The 17,690-nt window shown below is 57.9% G+C and carries 19 protein-coding genes; 5 read left to right on the plus strand and 14 right to left on the minus strand.

Annotated elements, in window-relative coordinates; translation table 11 throughout:
- Positions 1 to 133 precede the first annotated feature (133 nt).
- The 4 genes from pth (at position 134) to hmuQ (ending at position 2,855) form a co-directional block, all read left to right on the plus strand.
- A complete protein-coding gene (pth, locus tag ACR0AI_RS11480) occupies positions 134 to 817 on the plus strand; it encodes an aminoacyl-tRNA hydrolase (protein ID WP_480673908.1) in 684 nt (227 codons plus the stop codon).
- An 81-nt stretch (positions 818 to 898) separates the two neighbouring features.
- Positions 899 to 2,062 carry a serine hydrolase domain-containing protein gene (locus ACR0AI_RS11485; protein WP_480673906.1) on the plus strand — a complete coding sequence of 388 codons (1,164 nt, stop codon included), beginning with the start codon at positions 899 to 901 and terminating at the stop codon, positions 2,060 to 2,062.
- 10 nt (positions 2,063 to 2,072) lie between these two features.
- Positions 2,073 to 2,450 carry a DUF2237 family protein gene (locus tag ACR0AI_RS11490; protein ID WP_480673904.1) on the plus strand — a complete coding sequence of 126 codons (378 nt, stop codon included), beginning with the start codon at positions 2,073 to 2,075 and terminating at the stop codon, positions 2,448 to 2,450.
- Positions 2,451 to 2,534: 84 nt separating this feature from the next.
- A complete protein-coding gene (gene hmuQ / locus ACR0AI_RS11495) occupies positions 2,535 to 2,855 on the plus strand; it encodes a heme-degrading protein HmuQ (protein WP_480673902.1) in 321 nt (106 codons plus the stop codon).
- Between the two features lie 49 nt (positions 2,856 to 2,904).
- Here the strand turns inward: hmuQ and trpB are convergent, their stop codons facing one another.
- From trpB to ACR0AI_RS11540, 9 genes are all read right to left on the minus strand, one after another.
- On the minus strand, positions 2,905 to 4,152 hold the full coding sequence (gene trpB, locus ACR0AI_RS11500; RefSeq protein ID WP_480673900.1) for a tryptophan synthase subunit beta: 1,248 nt from the start codon (positions 4,150 to 4,152) through the stop codon (positions 2,905 to 2,907).
- A gap of 68 nt (positions 4,153 to 4,220) precedes the next feature.
- A complete protein-coding gene (locus ACR0AI_RS11505; RefSeq protein ID WP_480673898.1) occupies positions 4,221 to 4,556 on the minus strand; it encodes a hypothetical protein in 336 nt (111 codons plus the stop codon).
- 47 nt (positions 4,557 to 4,603) lie between these two features.
- Positions 4,604 to 5,245 (minus strand): phosphoribosylanthranilate isomerase, encoded by a 642-nt coding sequence (locus ACR0AI_RS11510; RefSeq protein ID WP_480673896.1) that lies wholly within the window; start codon positions 5,243 to 5,245, stop codon positions 4,604 to 4,606.
- Between the two features lie 9 nt (positions 5,246 to 5,254).
- On the minus strand, positions 5,255 to 5,605 hold the full coding sequence (locus ACR0AI_RS11515) for a lipopolysaccharide assembly protein LapA domain-containing protein (protein ID WP_170378121.1): 351 nt from the start codon (positions 5,603 to 5,605) through the stop codon (positions 5,255 to 5,257).
- A 7-nt stretch (positions 5,606 to 5,612) separates the two neighbouring features.
- A complete protein-coding gene (gene ihfB / locus ACR0AI_RS11520) occupies positions 5,613 to 5,897 on the minus strand; it encodes an integration host factor subunit beta (RefSeq protein WP_008758048.1) in 285 nt (94 codons plus the stop codon).
- A 269-nt stretch (positions 5,898 to 6,166) separates the two neighbouring features.
- Positions 6,167 to 7,843, minus strand: a complete 1,677-nt coding sequence (gene rpsA, locus ACR0AI_RS11525; protein WP_170377709.1) for a 30S ribosomal protein S1 — start codon at positions 7,841 to 7,843, stop codon at positions 6,167 to 6,169.
- A 230-nt stretch (positions 7,844 to 8,073) separates the two neighbouring features.
- On the minus strand, positions 8,074 to 8,970 hold the full coding sequence (locus tag ACR0AI_RS11530; RefSeq protein WP_480701329.1) for a hypothetical protein: 897 nt from the start codon (positions 8,968 to 8,970) through the stop codon (positions 8,074 to 8,076).
- A gap of 290 nt (positions 8,971 to 9,260) precedes the next feature.
- The gene (locus ACR0AI_RS11535; RefSeq protein ID WP_480673892.1) at positions 9,261 to 10,946 is read right to left on the minus strand and encodes a tryptophan halogenase family protein; all 1,686 of its coding nucleotides are present in this window, start codon (positions 10,944 to 10,946) and stop codon (positions 9,261 to 9,263) included.
- Positions 10,947 to 11,208: 262 nt separating this feature from the next.
- Positions 11,209 to 11,745, minus strand: coding sequence for a hypothetical protein (locus ACR0AI_RS11540; protein WP_170659897.1), 537 nt, complete (start codon positions 11,743 to 11,745; stop codon positions 11,209 to 11,211).
- A gap of 218 nt (positions 11,746 to 11,963) precedes the next feature.
- Here ACR0AI_RS11540 and ACR0AI_RS11545 point away from each other — a divergent pair, with 218 nt between their 5' ends.
- The gene (locus tag ACR0AI_RS11545) at positions 11,964 to 12,440 is read left to right on the plus strand and encodes a YHS domain-containing (seleno)protein (RefSeq protein WP_480540131.1); all 477 of its coding nucleotides are present in this window, start codon (positions 11,964 to 11,966) and stop codon (positions 12,438 to 12,440) included.
- Between the two features lie 23 nt (positions 12,441 to 12,463).
- Here ACR0AI_RS11545 and cmk read toward each other — a convergent pair whose 3' ends face one another.
- The 5 genes from cmk to metK form a co-directional block, all read right to left on the minus strand.
- Positions 12,464 to 13,078: a (d)CMP kinase gene (cmk, locus tag ACR0AI_RS11550; protein ID WP_480673889.1), complete on the minus strand. Its 615-nt coding sequence runs from the start codon at positions 13,076 to 13,078 to the stop codon at positions 12,464 to 12,466.
- The gene (gene aroA / locus ACR0AI_RS11555) at positions 13,075 to 14,421 is read right to left on the minus strand and encodes a 3-phosphoshikimate 1-carboxyvinyltransferase (RefSeq protein ID WP_480673887.1); all 1,347 of its coding nucleotides are present in this window, start codon (positions 14,419 to 14,421) and stop codon (positions 13,075 to 13,077) included. Before aroA ends, cmk begins: the two co-directional genes overlap by 4 nt.
- Positions 14,422 to 14,506: 85 nt before the next feature.
- A complete protein-coding gene (locus ACR0AI_RS11560) occupies positions 14,507 to 15,580 on the minus strand; it encodes an amidohydrolase family protein (protein WP_480673885.1) in 1,074 nt (357 codons plus the stop codon).
- Between the two features lie 85 nt (positions 15,581 to 15,665).
- Positions 15,666 to 16,379, minus strand: coding sequence for a tRNA (guanosine(46)-N7)-methyltransferase TrmB (gene trmB, locus ACR0AI_RS11565; protein WP_480673883.1), 714 nt, complete (start codon positions 16,377 to 16,379; stop codon positions 15,666 to 15,668).
- A 126-nt stretch (positions 16,380 to 16,505) separates the two neighbouring features.
- Positions 16,506 to 17,687: a methionine adenosyltransferase gene (gene metK / locus ACR0AI_RS11570; protein ID WP_170707489.1), complete on the minus strand. Its 1,182-nt coding sequence runs from the start codon at positions 17,685 to 17,687 to the stop codon at positions 16,506 to 16,508.
- Between the last annotated feature and the right edge of the window lie 3 nt (positions 17,688 to 17,690).

Genomic DNA, 17,690 nt, shown 5'->3' on the forward strand with positions numbered 1-17,690 from the left:
GAATTCGAATTGTCGGATTGTGAAACGGGGCCCAACATCGGGCCCCGTTTTCTTTTGGCACCGGGCTAGAAAACGGATGCCATTTCATGCCATCACCCCTCTGCGCTGAAGGCATGCGAAAAAGGATTGTGGCATGAAGCTATTTGTCGGATTGGGGAACCCGGGATCGAAATATGCCCGCAACCGGCACAATATCGGCTTCATGGCACTGGACCGAATTGCCGATGATCATGGTTTTGGCCCATGGAAATCCAAATTTCAGGCAGAGATTGCCGAGGGGCGTCTAGGGCACGAAAAGGTGCTTCTGATCAAGCCGCAGACTTTCATGAATCGCTCGGGTCAATCCGTGGGCGAGGCGATGCGGTTCTACAAGCTCGACTCGACCGACGTGACCGTTTTCCATGACGAGCTAGACCTTGCGCCCGGCAAAGTACGGGTCAAGGCGGGCGGTGGTCATGCCGGGCACAATGGGCTGCGATCTATTCATGAGCATATTAGCCCAGCCTATGATCGCGTGCGTTTGGGCATCGGGCATCCGGGGCGGAAAGAGATGGTCTCGCCCTATGTTCTGGGTGACTTTGCCAAAGCAGATGGGGACTGGCTGGAAGACGTATTGCGCGGCGTTGCAGACGGCGCGGGCCATCTAGCTGGCGGAGACGGCGGCAAGTTCATGAATGCCGTTGCTTTGCGTACTGCCCCGCCCCGCTCCTCCACCTCGCCAAAGCCCGAAAAAACGGCCCCAAAACCTGAGGCGAAGCCTGTGCCCGAAGACGACAACCGCTCGGCCATGCAAAAGCTGCTGGACAAGTTCAAATAACCAGCGCCCTTGGTGCCGTAAGGTCTTGATTGCGGAATGCGGCATCTCGCGCTCCTATATCAACCAAGAGGGAGGCATTTCATGAAAGCTCTGTTCAAATGGGTGTTGCGGATCACTCTGGCATTGGTCCTGGCCGCAGTGGTTGTCGGCGTCTGGAAACGCGAAGAAATTCAGCGCCTCTTGGCCGTGAACTCTTTGTTTTCCGAAGAGAAGATCGTCCAGAATTTTTCTCATATGGATGAGGCGTTCCTGACCGCCAATCTGCCCCGAGGCAACGGCCCGACGTGGGAGCTGCCCTACGGCGCCGGCTTTGACCTTCCCGAAGGGACCGATGACTGGATTGAGGATCGCGCGGTCACCTCGCTTCTGGTGATGCAGGACGGTCAGATCAGGTTCGAGGAATACTATCTGGGGACAGGTCCCGATGATCGCCGCATCTCATGGTCGGTGGCCAAAAGCTATCTTTCGGCGCTTCTGGGCATTCTGCTGGACGAAGGCGCGATCACATCGCTTGATGATCCGGTGGTGAAATACGCGCCCAATCTGACCGGCAGCGCCTATGAGACCGCCTCAATCCGCAATGTGCTGAATATGGCCAGCGGGGTGGTCTTTGACGAGGACTATTTTGACCCGAACTCTGACATCAACCGAATGGGCCGCGTTTTGGCCCTCGGGGGTGAATTGGATGATTTCACCATCGCGCTACAGGACAGCTTCATCGAACCCGGAGAGAGCTGGCAATATGTGTCGATCGACACCCATGTCATCGGCATGGTGATCCGGGGCGCGACCGGGCGCAGTGTCACGGAGTTGATGACCGAGAAGATCGTGCAGCCCTTGGGGCTGGAACGTGACGGCTACTATGTCACCGACGGCGCTGGCGTGGCTTTTGTGCTGGGTGGCCTGAACTTCACCACGCGCGACTTTGCGCGCTTTGGCCAAATGATCCTGCAAGGCGGAGAGCATGACGGCAAGCAACTGGTGCCCGCGGAATGGATCAAGGAATCAACCTGGCCCAGCGCCCCGACCGAGCCGGGAAAGATCGGCTACGGCTATCAGTGGTGGATCCCTATTGGCGCGCATGAAGGAGAATTTCTGGCCCGCGGGGTCTATGGGCAATATATGTATTTCGACCAGCCTCGTGGCGTTCTGATCATGACAACCGGCGCGGATCGCAAATTCCGTGATCCCGGCGTGAACGAACAGAATGTCGAAATGTTCCGAAGTATTGCGCAAAGCCTGTAGGGTGAGCCTTATGCAGAAAGAAGACAGCATCAATGTTCTCGGAGGCGTCCTCGCCGATTGCTCGAAAGACCCGTTGACCGGGTTCTTCCGGGACGGGGCCTGCAACACCTGCATCGAGGATCAGGGCAGTCACACCGTCTGTGCCGTCATGACGGCCGAATTTCTTGCCTATTCGAAATACGTTGGCAACGACCTCAGCACCCCTCGGCCCGAGTTCAACTTTCCGGGCCTCAACCCCGGGGACAGCTGGTGTCTCTGTGCCGGTCGCTTTCTTCAGGCGCATGACGAAGGCTGTGCGCCCAAGGTCCATCTTGAGGCGACGCATCAGCGGGCGCTTGAGATCGTGCCGCTAGACATCCTGCGCCAACACGCAGGCCGCGCCAATTGACGACGGGCAGGGAATACTCTCTATACCAACAGCCAGCCGACATTTCGTTTCGCCAGCCTGAATCACGACAGAATGGGGAAAGCCATGAACTTTATCGCAATGAACCGTTTCAAGGTCCGGCCCGGCAGTGAGGCTGATTTTGAAAACGTCTGGAAAGAACGTCAGAGCCGTCTGAATGAGCTGAAAGGGTTTCAGGAATTCCGCCTGCTCAAAGGGCCCGAAGGCGACGGATATCGCCTGTATTCCAGCCATGTGATCTGGGACAGCCGCGAAGACTTCGAAGCCTGGACCAAATCGGAACAGTTCCGCCACGCGCATAAGAATGCAGGCAACAGTAAGACTCAATCCGCCTTGATGGGCCCGCCGCAGTTCGAAGGGTTCGAGACCGTCCTGCAAGAAGGCTAAAGAAAAACCGGCCCTTGCTCGGGGCCGGTTCCATCCGCTTGACCGACTGTTAGTCCGCCGTGCGGCCTTCGGTGTCCGACATGTCGAAGTTCAGGTATTTGGCGACGGTTTGCACGTCCTTGTCGCCGCGTCCGCACATATTCATGCAGATCAGGTGATCCTTCGGCAGATCCGGTGCGATCTTCATCACATGAGCCAGTGCGTGGCTGGGCTCCAGCGCCGGGATGATGCCTTCGGTGGCACAGCAGAGCTGGAACGCCTCAAGCGCCTCTTTGTCAGTGATGGCGACATAGTTCGCACGACCGATATCGTTCAGCCAGGAATGCTCGGGCCCGATGCCAGGATAGTCGAGACCGGCCGAGATAGAATAGCCTTCGAGGATCTGACCATCATCATCCTGCAGTAGATAGGTCCGGTTGCCATGCAGCACGCCCGGACGACCACCGGTCAATGAGGCGCAATGCTCCATCTTCTCGTTCACGCCTTTGCCACCGGCTTCGACGCCGATGATGTTGACATCTTTGTCGTCGAGGAACGGGTAGAACAAGCCCATCGCGTTTGAGCCACCGCCGATGGCAGCGATGATCGTGTCGGGCAGACGGCCCTCGGCCTTCATCATCTGCTCTTTGGCTTCCTTGCCGATGATCGACTGGAAATCGCGCACCATGGCCGGGTAGGGGTGCGGGCCAGCAACCGTGCCGATGCAGTAGAACGTGTCGCGCACATTGGTCACCCAGTCGCGCAGCGCGTCGTTCATCGCGTCCTTCAGCGTCCCACGGCCCGAGGTCACGGGAATCACCTCGGCCCCCAGCAGACGCATGCGGAACACGTTCGGCGCCTGTCGTTGCACGTCATGAGCGCCCATATACACAATACATTTCAGGCCGAACTTGGCGCAGACGGTGGCGGTGGCCACGCCGTGCTGCCCTGCCCCGGTTTCCGCGATGATCCGGGTCTTGCCCATGCGGCGCGCCAGAATGATCTGGCCCAACACATTGTTGATCTTATGCGCGCCGGTGTGGTTCAGCTCATCACGTTTGAGGTAAATCTTCGCTCCGCCCAGATGCTCGGTCAGGCGCTCTGCGAAATACAGAGGCGACGGGCGGCCCACATAGTTTGCCCACAGATCGTCCATCTCGGCCCAGAACGTCGGATCATCCTTGGCTTTGTCATATTCCTCTTCCAGCGACAGGATCAGCGGCATCAGCGTCTCGCTGACAAAACGCCCGCCGAAAATGCCAAAACGCCCCTGTTCGTCAGGGCCGGACATGAAGGAATTGAAAAGATCGTTGGCCATGGAAGTCTCCCGCGTCGTATCCGTTGTTCATAGGAGGTAGCGGCAGGTTTTGCCATGGGCAAAACGCCTCATTCAGCAGCCAGGGTATGATGCCGCCAAAGTTCAAGCGCTTGCTCAGTCGTTGGGACCCCTATGCAAGGGAAATGGTGGAACTGGTTCACATCCGCCAAGCGGTTCGCCTCCTGCATCAGGCGACGGTGGGGACCTGATTGGGCGAAGGTCAGCATCGCCTCTATATCGTGCCAGACGCTGAGCGAGAAATAGAGACCGTCTTGACGGAAAGTCGCCGCATACAGACATAGCGGATCGCCCCGCGCCTGACGCAAAGCCTGCCCCGCTCGCCAGAAAAACTCTGGCGCGTTGTACCAGTGTTTTAGAGAAACGCCGCCTATTGCCGCCAGCATGTTTTGTACCTCTCCGTCGAGAGATACGGCGCGAATACGAGATCAGATCACCGCGTCGCGTCGATAAATGCCTTCATCAGGGCGGTATCTTTCACCCCCGGCGCGCTTTCGACGCCGGATGCGACATCAACCTGACGCGCGCCCGTCATACGGATCGCCTCGGCCACGTTTTCGGGGGTAAGACCACCGGCCAGCATCCACGGCTTGCGCCAGTATTTGCGGCCCGCCAGCAGACGCCAGTCAAACGCCAAGCCATTGCCGCCGGGCAAAACGGCATTCTTTGGCGGCTTGGCGTCGATCAATAGCTGATCCGCCACGTCACTGAACGCATCAATGGTAGCCAGGTCAGCCTCATCGGCCACCCCGATTACCTTCATCACCGGCAAGCCATACCTGTCCTTGATTTGCTGCACGCGCTCAATCGACTCGCCCCCATGCAGTTGCAGGATATCGAACGGGGCATTCTGCGTGATGTCGTCCAGCACCTCATCCGAGGCATTCACCACCAACGCTACCTTGGCCACGCCCGCCGGTACATGGGTCGCCAACTCGGCGGCTTGCTGGGGCGAGACATAGCGGGGGGATTTGGCAAAGAAGTTGAACCCCAGATACCGCGCGCCTGCATCAACAGCAGCGCGCACGTGATCATGGGCGGTCAAACCGCAGATTTTGACAGACACATCAGGCATTGCTTTGGCTCAGCTTGCCTCATCCAGAATGGCGAGAACCTCGTCCTTGCCTTCATTCTGCTTTTTCTTGAGCTTCTTGACCTCGCGCTCAAGCTTGCGCACTTCGCCTTTTTTGACGGTCGCATCACGGCGATGCTTATGCTCGCGCATCCATTCCCACAAGAACCCGATGACCAGACCGGCCACAACGCCGCCCAGCACCACCAGAAACAACGGTAGCGAGGTAGACAGGTTGAAACCCAGCAGCTCGGCCAGAGGGTCGGGCATCAGCTTGAGTTCAACGGATTCTACGTTGGCAAGGGAGACCGAGACCAAGATGATCCCCAGTGCCCCCAGAAAAGCATATCGAATGTAGCGCATCATAAGGTCAGGCTTTACCGTTCAATCGGTCCCTAAGCAACTTACCCGTCTTGAAAAACGGTACACATTTTTCTTCGACCTGCACAGTTTCGCCGGTGCGCGGATTGCGACCCACACGAGCGTCGCGCTTTTTCACCGAGAACGCGCCAAATCCGCGAAGCTCGACCCGGTCGCCACGCGACATCGCGTCGGTGACTTCCTCGAAAACTGTATTCACAATCCGCTCGACATCGCGTTGATACAAATGCGGGTTTTCATCAGCAATTTTTTGAATCAATTCAGAACGGATCATGCGCGCTACCCTCCCAGGCGACCGGTTTACCATCTCTAGTGTTCTGGACAGTATAGAAAAAAACCCGGTTCGGGGGAACGTAAACTCTGTGTGTTGTAGCTGCTATTTCGGGCAAACTCGCATGATTTTTAGCTTGAACACCCAAAATCCCGTTCATGCACATAGTATGTACATTTTAGCGTCCCGTTTGAGAACTTGTTGATTCGCAACAAAAACGGCCCCGCACATATGTACGGGGCCGTTGAATTGTATCGGGTCAGAGACCGGATTTAGTCGCCGGATTTCAGCGCTGCACCCAGGATATCGCCCAGCGATGCGCCCGAGTCGGAGGAACCGTACTGTTCCACGGCCTCTTTCTCTTCGGCGATCTCGCGTGCCTTGATCGACAGGCCCAGACGGCGGGTCTTGCTGTCGACATTGGTGACACGGACGTCGACCTTGTCGCCGGTGTTGAAGCGCTCAGGACGCTGCTCGGCGCGGTCACGGCTCAGGTCCGAACGACGGATGAACGACTTCATGCCTTCGTACTCGACCTCGATGCCGCCATCTTCGATCGCGGTGACTTCAACGGTGATAACCGAGCCACGCTTCACGCCGCCCACGGCTTCGGCGAACTTGTCACCGCCCAGGGCTTTGATCGACAGCGAGATACGCTCTTTCTCAACGTCAACTTCCGAGACAACGGCCGAAACCATATCGCCTTTGCGGTAGTTCTGGATCGCATCCTCGCCACGCTCGTCCCAGGACAGATCGGACAGGTGAACCATGCCGTCGATGTCGCCTTCGAGGCCAATGAACAGACCGAATTCGGTGATGTTCTTGACTTCGCCTTCGACCTCGGTGCCCTCGGGGTGTGTTTCTGCAAACACTTCCCATGGGTTGCGCTGAGTCTGCTTCAGGCCCAGAGAAACGCGACGCTTGGCGCCGTCGATTTCCAGAACCATGACGTCAACTTCCTGGCTGGTCGAAACGATCTTGCCGGGGTGGACGTTTTTCTTGGTCCAGGACATTTCGGAGACGTGCACCAGACCTTCGACACCGGCTTCCAGCTCGACGAACGCGCCGTAGTCGGTGATGTTGGTGACGCGTCCCTGATGGACCGAGCCCAGCGGGTATTTCGCAGCAACCAAATCCCACGGATCTTCTTGCAGCTGCTTCATGCCCAGGCTGATGCGGTGGGTCTCTTTGTTGATCTTGATGACCTGAACCTTGATGGTTTCGCCGATCGTCAGGATCTCGGACGGGTGGTTCACACGGCGCCATGCCATGTCGGTGACGTGCAGCAGCCCGTCAACGCCGCCCAGGTCAACAAATGCACCGTATTCGGTGATGTTCTTAACAACACCCTCGACGGTCTGACCTTCGGACAGGTTGCCGATAACTTCGGCACGCTGTTCGGCACGCGATTCTTCCAGGATAGCGCGGCGCGACACAACGATGTTGCCACGGCGGCGGTCCATTTTCAGAATCTGGAACGGCTGCTTCAGACCCATCAGAGGGCCAGCGTCGCGCACGGGGCGAACGTCAACCTGCGAGCCGGGCAGGAACGCAACTGCGCCACCCAGATCGACGGTGAAGCCACCTTTGACGCGACCAAAGATTGCACCTTCGACGCGCTGGTCGTCGGCATATGCTTTTTCCAGACGGTCCCATGCCTCTTCACGGCGGGCCATCTCGCGCGAGATGACGGCTTCGCCACGGGCGTTTTCTGCGGCGCGCAGGTAAACTTCGACCTCGTCACCCACAGCGATTTCAGGGGCTTCGCCGGGATTTGCGAATTCTTTCAGATCTACGCGGCCTTCCATTTTGTAGCCTACGTCGATGATGGCTTGGCCGGCTTCGATCGCCAGAACCTTACCTTTGACAACAGAGCCCTCTTCGGGCGTGTCCATTTCGAAGCTTTCGTTCAGGAGGGCTTCGAATTCCTCCATGGATGCGTTAGCCATGTGGCGTTGTTTTCCTTTACATACGTTTTTACTGGCCGAGCGGTTGTCTCCGCCGGTCTTGTTTGGCGCCCATCTAAGATGGGACTAGTTGGTCTCGGTTACCGCAAAACAAAGAGGGTCGGTTGTTCCGACCCTGCTCGCTCTCTCTATTTTCCGGTGTTTTCACCTTGTGGACGCTGCGTCTATAGAGACTTCGTCCCAAACAGGCAAGGCCTCAAGCGATGTTCTGCCTACAGCGGAATTTGCAGACCGACAAAGACCGAGAATGCGTCCACGTCACTGTCCAGAGATCCTGTCTCACCAATCGATGCGCGCGTAACCGAGTTGTAGTTGGTCGTGTCCATAACGTTGAACAACTTGGTATAGGCAACACCAAACTCGAACGCGCCGCCCGCCAGGACCCGGTCGATCGGAACGGCAACACTCGCCGTCAGGTCCAACGAATAAACTGTCTGGCGATCACTGCGCGAAAGGTCCCCCACTTCGGACGTCCAGACATCGTCGATATTAAGATCCCTATCCCCAGTGTATACGCCAGCAAAACCTTCTAAACGCAACACGGTTGCGCCTGAAATAGCGAAATCCTTGCGTGCACCTAGGACGAGACCGACACCTGTGTAGTCCGTCTCTCGCCGCTGAGCAGACAATTCTCCTGGAAAGAACATCATTCCACGCGAAACGGAAGAAAAGTCAAGAACCCCCAATCCTCCGATGACTTCCACACCACTGGAAGGTAGTTCTCGGGTCGCCAAAACTCTTATTTGAGAAAAGCGAGTGGCATTTGCAGTTTCAGCACCTTCCATACAAAGTGCATGAGACAATGAAATGACGTCTAAGGTACTGCACCGACCGCCGTCACTGTAGTTATCACTGTCAGTTATACGGTTGTATGTGAATGAAATCTCACCCCCGTATCCGCCCCACAAATCCCCCCTTGAAAGACCGACATAGCCATAGACACCATCCCCATAGCTGGAATCTATCAGCGTTTGGTCCAATTCGTCATAGGCGTACGGGTAGTCCGAACTAGATGTGCTGTACCCGCCTCGAAGCGTCAGCTTCGTCTCTGCCCAAGCGCTCGATGCAAGGACCAATGCGCCAAAGGCGCCTAAAAAAAGCATTCTCATGACAGCACACACATTACCGATGATCGAAACACTGGTAGTTTTATATCAGTGAAATCAGTCAGGACTGTGCGGTAGTTAACATTTGGTTAACTAATGCTCAGCCGTGGTAGACGCGCAACACTGGCTACTATGATCCCACGACTACTCAACGATATTTGTCTAGCGGGCCGAAGGCACTTGAACAGTGTCCGTTTGCATTGCGCCCGCATCTCACCTTCCAGATAGAAAAGCCTAATTATTGGAGCAAGCTCCTGCCTTGGAAATGCTCCAACAATCAGTTCCAACATTCTCTAGAACAATTGCAGATCCTTCGCGCCGCTTTGGATTTCGGCCAGGTTCGGCATGTTCTGAACCACAACCGGAGCCGGCTTTGCGCCCGGCATGGCCACAGTGGGTTTCACTGCTGCCGCCTTGCCAAAAGCTGGCTTCTTCAGTTCACCCCGAATATCGCGCAGAAGCGTTTTGTGATCCGGCATTGTTTGCAGAATCTCATTGAGGTGCATGCGCGCGCCCTTCCACCAATGGAACCAGATCGGTTTCTTCAATGGACGCAGACGATCGCGGATTCCTTCGCCATAGCCCGTATCATAGACCTGTTTGCCCAACAGAACCGTCTGGTAGACGCGGTGATCGAACAGTGAGACGAACTCGATATCATGTTCCATAGGCAAGCGATGCTGCCAGAGTTCAAGGTTCTCGGCCAACCGGTCAGGCAATTTCATTTCAGTCCGAGCGTCGATCCAGTATTGGTCATCGGTGCGATTGCCGAGGCGGTAGTGCAGACAGATGAACTCCAACACCTCGTTATAAAGCTTGTCCATCTGCCGGTTGTAGCGTGTCCGCAAGGCTGGTTCGATGTCCTGCGTCGGCAGATGCTCGGCAAACCAGCGCACGGCATGGTCGATCATGTGGATCGCGGTGCTTTCCAGCGGCTCGATGAACCCGCCAGACAGGCCGATCGCCACGCAGTTCTTGACCCACGCGTTACGCACGCGCCCAACACGCATCGGGATCACGCGCGGCGTCAGACCCTTGCCGCTGTCGCCCAGCCACTCAAGATATTCATCTGCCGCCTGATCATCCGTCCGGTGCGCAGATGAGAACACATAACCAGTACCCACTCGGTTGAAGAGCGGCACGCGCCATGTCCACCCCGCCCCAAGCGCGGTTGAGCGGGTCAGGCTTTCGATCTTCTCTGGATCTGGATGTTCAATCTGCAACGCCATGGCCCGGTCGTTCGGCAGAAAGTCCGAGTAATCCATGAAGGGCTCACCCAGAGCCTGATTGATGATCAGACCACGGAACCCTGTGCAGTCAATGACCATTTCGATGTCGTGACGGCCTTTCCGCTCCAGCATCAGGTGACTGACATTGCCCTGCTCATCCAGCTCGACCGATTGCACCTCATCCTGAATATGCTCAACACCGCGCTTGGTACACACCTTGGTCAGCATGCCCGCGAACTTCACGGCGTCCAGGTGATAGGCGTAACCAAAGCGCTGCTCGAATTCCGGTGCCCCCAAGGGCCGCGCGCCTTTGCACATCCGTCCCAGATCATCATGCGGTGAGATGGACTGCGTGAAATCCCGATCTCCGTTGCCAAAACGCAGAAAATACTCGGCCGTCTCCAACCCCTCCAGCATCTGACCATGGGCAAACGGGTTCACATAGTCGATGCGATTGCCCTTGGCGTCCTTGTTCCAATTGCAGAACTTCACGCCCAGCTTGAATGAGGCATTGGTTTCGCGAAAAAAGTCCCGTTCGGAAATGCCCGCTTGCCTCAGCGTAACCGGCATTCTCGGAACCGTTGCCTCACCCACACCGACGGTCGAGATATTGGGGCTTTCGATCAGGCAGATACGTGGGCGATCCTTCGGCGCGGAGGTGCGCGACAGCACCATCTCTAAAATCAACGCGGTCATCCAGCCCGCGGTCCCACCACCCACGATGGTGATTTTGCGCAAACGTTTGGTCATGTTTGTCTGTCCCTGTTGGCTTAGGGAATTTTGTGGCTACTTCCCCCTTTTTTGGAGGTTTACGGCGGCCTTCCCTTTATTGCTTGTGAGGGGAGCATAACAGTTTTGTTACATCTGGCTAGGGTCCTGTCGATGTGGCTATTTTACCCTTCTTGCGCAGATGCTTACTAGGTTTCACTTGATCTTATAGCCCCAATTTGATGGCGATAAAAATCCGGTAACGGCGAGGTGTGTCAAATTGAAACTCGACCACGTTCCAGGTTCAGATCTCTTCGCCCTTTTTCAAAAGCTCATCGATCAGCGCACGCTGCAGATCGCCGCTGTCACCCCCTCCGAACTCAGCCGCTCCGCCCGAATACAGAGTGCCATAAGTGTTTGCGATGTTCACCGTCTGCGCCAGGCCCGAGATCAGCTGATCCTTTTTCAGCGGCGACAGCGGGTGGATGAACACGGCCCACAGGGTTCCGTTGGCAATCGCATAGCGCGCGTCCAGCGTGCTGTCGAAATTGGCCTGCATCATCCGTTGCAGATCCTCCACAGACAGATCTGCCGTGCTGCTGATGGGCACCATAGCGCGCATTCGATCGGCCACTACATCGGTGATCACCAGAACCGGCACATCCGCAATGGTGATCTGGAACCCTGGCCCGCTGGGCTGCGTCTCCGGATCAAGCGCAAAGAGAATCCTGCCCAACCGCTCATATGTCATCGGAGGTTCGCCCTCAGGCACGGGCGGTTCGGCCTGTTGCGCGCTCACGCTGCCGGCGATGAGGAACAAAATCACAGCTAGTCGGATCATGAGGCCGCTCCCATAGTTGCCCCCCTACCTTAGAAAGCAACCGGGTCACTGGCCAAACAAAGCTGTGTGAAGTGTTTTTGCGTGTAATCCAGATGTTTGAACGATCTGCACAGTTTCGCGGCCTATCTGCGATTACACGTACAAAACTCCTGTCCTAACTTTGTCACATCGGCGGAGGGATACCTCAGCCAGGATCTGAAAATGAAAGGATGACCCAAATGAAATCGCTCGTCTTCACTGCTTTTGTTGCTGCGCTTGCCCTGTCGGCCCCGGCTTTTGCTGCGGATGAAATCAATGTCTCCAAAGGCATCTCGGCGGCTGGCGCGCCGCTTGCTGCGCATGGGGTTGATCTGGTCGCACTGGTCAACAGCGGCAACCCGGTCGAGGGTTTTGCCACCCACTCAGCCACCTATGATGGCGCGTCCTACTACTTCGCCACCGCCGAAAACCGCGAGGCGTTCGAGGCCAACCCAGTAGCCTACCTGCCCCAGCACGGCGGCTTCTGCTCGTTCGGTGTTTCGGTTGGTAAGAAGTTTGACGGCGACCCGGATCAGTACCTGATCTCGGACGGCAAACTGTTCCTGTTCCTGAACGCCGAAACCCGCGCAGCCTTCCTGAAAGACGTGGTTGGCACTGCCAAAACCGCCGACGACCAGTGGGCAAACATCAAGAGCATCGCCGTCGGCGAACTCTGATCTCCTAAAACAACGGCCCGCAGCTACGCTGCGGGTCTTTTCTGTGTGATGATTTCGACAGCCTTTGCCAAAGCGTTGTGAATGCTCAATTCAGACGTGTCCAGCAGAACGGCGTCTTCGGCGGGTTTCATGGGGGCGGTGCTACGCTCCGCATCGCGCGCGTCCCGTTCGCGCACATCGGCCAGGACCTGATCAAGCGTTACATCAGACCCTTTGGCGCCAAGCTCCAAAAATCGGCGTTCGGCCCGAACCTCGGCGCTGGCGGTTACGAACAACTTCACCTCGGCCTCGGGGCAGATCACCGTCCCGATATCGCGCCCATCCAATACGGCCCCGCCCGAACGTCGGGCAAAGGCACGTTGGAAATCGACCAGCGTCGCCCGCACCTCAGGGATGACAGCAACTTTCGAAGCCGCCTGCGCGACCTCAGCCGTGCGCAGATCGCCTTGCTCCAGTTCCTCTGCGGTCAGGGCTTGGGCCGCAGCGACAGGATCAACCCCATCCAACACGCGCCGTCCCACCGCACGATACAGAAGCCCCGTATCCAGATGGGCAAACCCGAAATGCGCCGCGACGCCTTTCGAGATTGTCCCCTTGCCCGCCGCCGCTGGGCCATCAATGGCGACGGTAAAGCTCATGTCCGTTCAACCTTGGCACCCAGCGAGGCCATCAGCGGCTCGAAGATCGGGAAAGAGGTCGCGATTGGTCCGCCATCATCGACTGAGACGGGCGTTTTCGCGCCCATGCCCATCACCATGAAGGACATCGCGATCCGGTGGTCCAGAAAGCTCTCGCAGGTGCCGCCGCCGGGGACGTTGCCGATGCCCAGCCCTTCGACCGACCACCAATCATCGCCTTCATTCACGGCCACGCCATTGGCTCGCAACCCGCGCGCCATCGCGTCGATCCGGTCGCTTTCCTTGACGCGCAGCTCTTTCACGCCGCCCATCATCGTGGTGCCGGTCGCATTGGCCGCCACCACGGACAGAACCGGATATTCGTCGATCATCGAGGCGGCGCGCTCGGCCGGGACCTCGATCCCCTTCATATTGGGCGAGTATTTGGCACGCAGATCGGCAACGGGCTCGCCGCCCTCTTCGCGCTCGTTTTCATAGGTCAGGTCCGCGCCCATCTCACACAGAGTGGTGAAGAGGCCCGCGCGGGTCGGGTTCAGACCGATGCCGGGCACCAGCACGTCCGAACCGGGCGTGATCAGCGCCGCGCAAACCGGGAAAGCCGCGCTCGACGGGTCACGCGGTACGGCAATGACCTGAGGTTTCAGCTCAGGCCGACCGGTCAGCGTGATCACGCGACCCTCATCTGTATCTTCAACAGTGATCTCAGCGCCAAAACCGGCCAGCATCCGTTCCGAATGGTCACGGGTGGCTTCTTTCTCGACCACAACGGTTTTGCCGGGTGCGTTCAGGCCCGCCAGCAGGACGGCTGACTTCACCTGCGCCGAAGGAACCGGAACCTCATAGCGGACCGGGGTCGGATCCGCCGCGCCCACGATAGTCATTGGCAGGCGCCCGCCCGAACGGCCAACCGACTGCGCGCCGAACAGCGCAAGCGGATCGGTAACCCGCGCCATCGGGCGCTTGTTCAGGCTGGCATCGCCCGCGAAGGTCGCCGTGATCGGAGTGGTTGCCATAGCGCCCATGATCAGCCGCACGCCGGTGCCCGAGTTGCCGCAGTCGATCACCTGATCGGGTTCAGCGAAGCCGCCTACACCCACGCCATGCACGGTCCATTCACCGCCGCCATGGTCCGTCACCTCGGCCCCGAATGCGCGCATGGCCTTGGCCGTGTCCAGAACATCCTCGCCCTCAAGCAGGCCCGAGATTTTGGTTTCCCCAACCGCCATCGCGCCAAGGATCAGCGACCGATGCGAGATCGACTTGTCGCCGGGCACCTCAGCCGTTCCGTTCAACGGGCCGCAGGGATGCGAGGTCATCGGGATGGGCGTGCCGTGTCCGGACATGGGGGCTCCTGTTTTCGCTATCAGTCCATGCCGATTAGCGAATTGGGACCAGTTGGTCCAGCGGCAATAAGGGTATGGGTGTCTCTCAGGTCTCTCCCAGCCATTTTGCCGGGTTTTCCTCGGCGATTTGGCGAAAGATCTCTTCGCCCAGAACGTTGCGCAACCGGATACAGACCGCCTTTTCCGACAGCGCCTCTTGCCGGGTCATGTAGTAATCCGACCCGAACAAAACGCGCGACCGCAGGCGTTCGCTTTCCTCATCCTCACCCATCAGGAAAAGCCGCAGGAACGGCGCATAGTCTTCGAATTGGAAAAGAGTGTAGGAGATATCCGTCCACAGGCCATAGAAATCGCCGCTGCCGATCATAGTGCGAATGGATCTCAGCCAATTCCGGTTGAATGCATCGTCTAATGAGTCGGTGTGATCGGGATTGACATAGGCATGCCAGTCTCGCTGCCCACCAAAATGTGCCAGACAAATCCGCAGGTTGGGAAAATCTCGCATTACCGGGATAAACGCCTCTGGTTCCGTATAGCGGTCGGCCCAATAGTCGGAAAGATGCCGCCCCTGAACACCGCCTCGCGAACAATGCGACATTACCGGCAGGTTCTTGTCCTGCAAGCGCGGATAGACATGCTGCATCAGGACCGGGTCATTCGGCGCAAAGCCTAAACGGGGATAGAGCTTGACCCCGCGAAACCTCAGATCGTTAATGGCGCGCCACAGCTCGGTGGCATTGGGATCAGCCCGCGGGTCGATCGTTGCGAAGGGAATCACCGACGGGCCAACCTCAGGGTCAGTGGAGAGCTGCGCCAGTTCGTCATGCTGGTCGCGTAGCGGCACCTCGGGCGCGCCGAAGCCAAAGGCCGACAGATCCATCGGCAAAACGACAAAGCGGGTATTGCTGGGGTAATGTCGCCGCAGGTTGTCCAGAATCTCGCGCTGGCTGCCCTCATCCGTTTCCTGCTGAAAACGATAGAGCCGATCCAATTTGTCGGCGACGCCAGGCTGGCCGATCAGTCTGGCACCAAAAGCCAGAGCCTTGATCAACCACGGCATCTTCTTGAACGGTTTTAGTGCCGGATAGGGATAGTCCTCGGGCACATGGCGCGAGTGAAACAGATGCGTGTGGCAGTTGGTAATCCGAAGGTCAGACATGGTAATCCTTGAAATAAGCTATGCTGAAAACGCGTAACGCGCGCAGCCTAGCATAGCGTGCAGGATTACAAAAATTTGAAACCGATCAGGCGTCTGTCCGCCGGAAAGTCAGGTAGTGCGGGGTCCGCCCTTCCCGCAGGGCCTTTTGCTCATAGCGGGTCGAGATCCAATCGTCCCAAGGCTCGCGCCAATCGGCAGGGCGTTCAGCCAACCATTCGAAACCAGCGCGAGAGACTTCCTCAAGCGTCTGGCGTACATAGTCTGGAATGTCGGTGGCCACGCGGAAGATGGAGCCGGGCTTCAGGACGCGGGCCAGAGGCTCCAGATGCTCGGGCGTCACGAAGCGGCGGCGATGGTGGCGTGTTTTGGGCCACGGGTCGGGATAAAGCAGGAAGGCGCGCGAAATGCTGGCCTCGGGCAGCACATCGAATAGGTCGCGTGCATCACCGGGATGCACCGCGAGGTTTTCGACCCCAGCCTGACGGATCTTACCAAGCAGCATGGCAACGCCGTTGATGTATGGCTCGGCCCCGATGATCCCGATATCGGGGTTGTTCGCGGCCTGATGCACCAGATGTTCACCACCGCCAAAGCCGACCTCAAGCCAGACATCCTTACCGCCAAACAGCGCGTCGAGGTCCAGCGGGTGGCGTTCAGGGTTCGTCTCCCAATCGACAGCACCGGGCGACAGGGCGTCCAGGTCTTCGTTCAGATACGTCTTCTGGCTTTGCTTAAGGGTTTTGCCCTTGAAGCGGCCATAGAAGTTTCTGCGGGGGCGTTGGGGTGTCTGGTTGCTCATGGTCGTGCCCTTACTGTGACGATGGGCCAGTGGCAAGGGGTGGAGGTGGGGGCCAGCCCCCACACCCCCGAGGTATTTATGAACAGAAGAAGAGAGCGCCCGCGAGGGCGCACCTTTCGATAGCTGTCAGACAGCCGCTTTCAGGGCCTCGATCAGATCGGTGCGTTCCCAGCTGAAGCCGCCGTCGGCATCGGGTTCACGGCCGAAATGACCGTAGGCTGCAGTGCGCTGGTAGATCGGCTTGTTCAATTGCAGATGCTCACGAATGCCGCGCGGGGTCAGATCCATAACCTGACCAACGGCTTTTTCGATCACGGCGTCAGCAATTTGACCTGTTCCATGGGTGTCGGCATAGATCGACAGCGGCTTGGAGACGCCAATCGCATAGCTCAACTGGATGGTGCAGCGTTCTGCCATACCGGCGGCAACCACGTTCTTGGCCAGGTAACGCGCGGCATAAGCAGCCGAGCGATCCACCTTGGTCGGGTCTTTGCCTGAGAACGCTCCGCCGCCGTGAGGGGCTGCGCCGCCATAGGTGTCGACGATGATCTTGCGGCCGGTCAGGCCCGCATCTCCGTCCGGGCCGCCGATCACGAACTTGCCGGTCGGGTTCACATGCCATTCGGTATCGGCACTCAGCCACCCTTCGGGCAGGGTTTCAGTGATATAAGGCTCGACGATCGCGCGGATGTCGTCCGAGGTCAGCGCCTCATCCAGGTGCTGCGTGGACAGAACGATCGAGCTAACGCCAACCGGCTTGCCATCGCGGTAAACAACGGACAGCTGCGATTTCGCGTCCGGGCCCAGCGCAGGTTCGGTGCCGTTTTTACGCACTTCGGCCAGACGACGCAGGATTGCGTGCGAATACTGGATCGGGGCTGGCATCAGCGCAGGGGTTTCCGTGGTGGCGTAGCCGAACATGATGCCCTGATCGCCCGCGCCCTCATCCTTGTCACCCGAGGCATCAACGCCCTGAGCGATATGAGCGGACTGTTCGTGCAGCAGGTTTGTCACTTCGACTGTTTCGTGGTGAAACTTGTCCTGCTCGTAACCGATATCCTTGATACAGGCGCGCGCGATCTCGTCGATGCGGCCCATATAGTCGTGCAGCTTTTCCTGATCAGACAGACCTACTTCGCCACCGATGACGACCCGATCGGTCGTAGCAAAGGTTTCGCACGCCACGCGCGCTTCGGGTTCTTCATTCAGAAATGCGTCAAGTACAGCGTCCGAAATCCGGTCACAGACCTTATCCGGGTGCCCTTCGGAAACGGATTCCGAAGTAAAAGTGTAGTTCTGTCGGGACATAAA

Source organism: Ruegeria sp. BG3 (assembly GCF_056538485.1).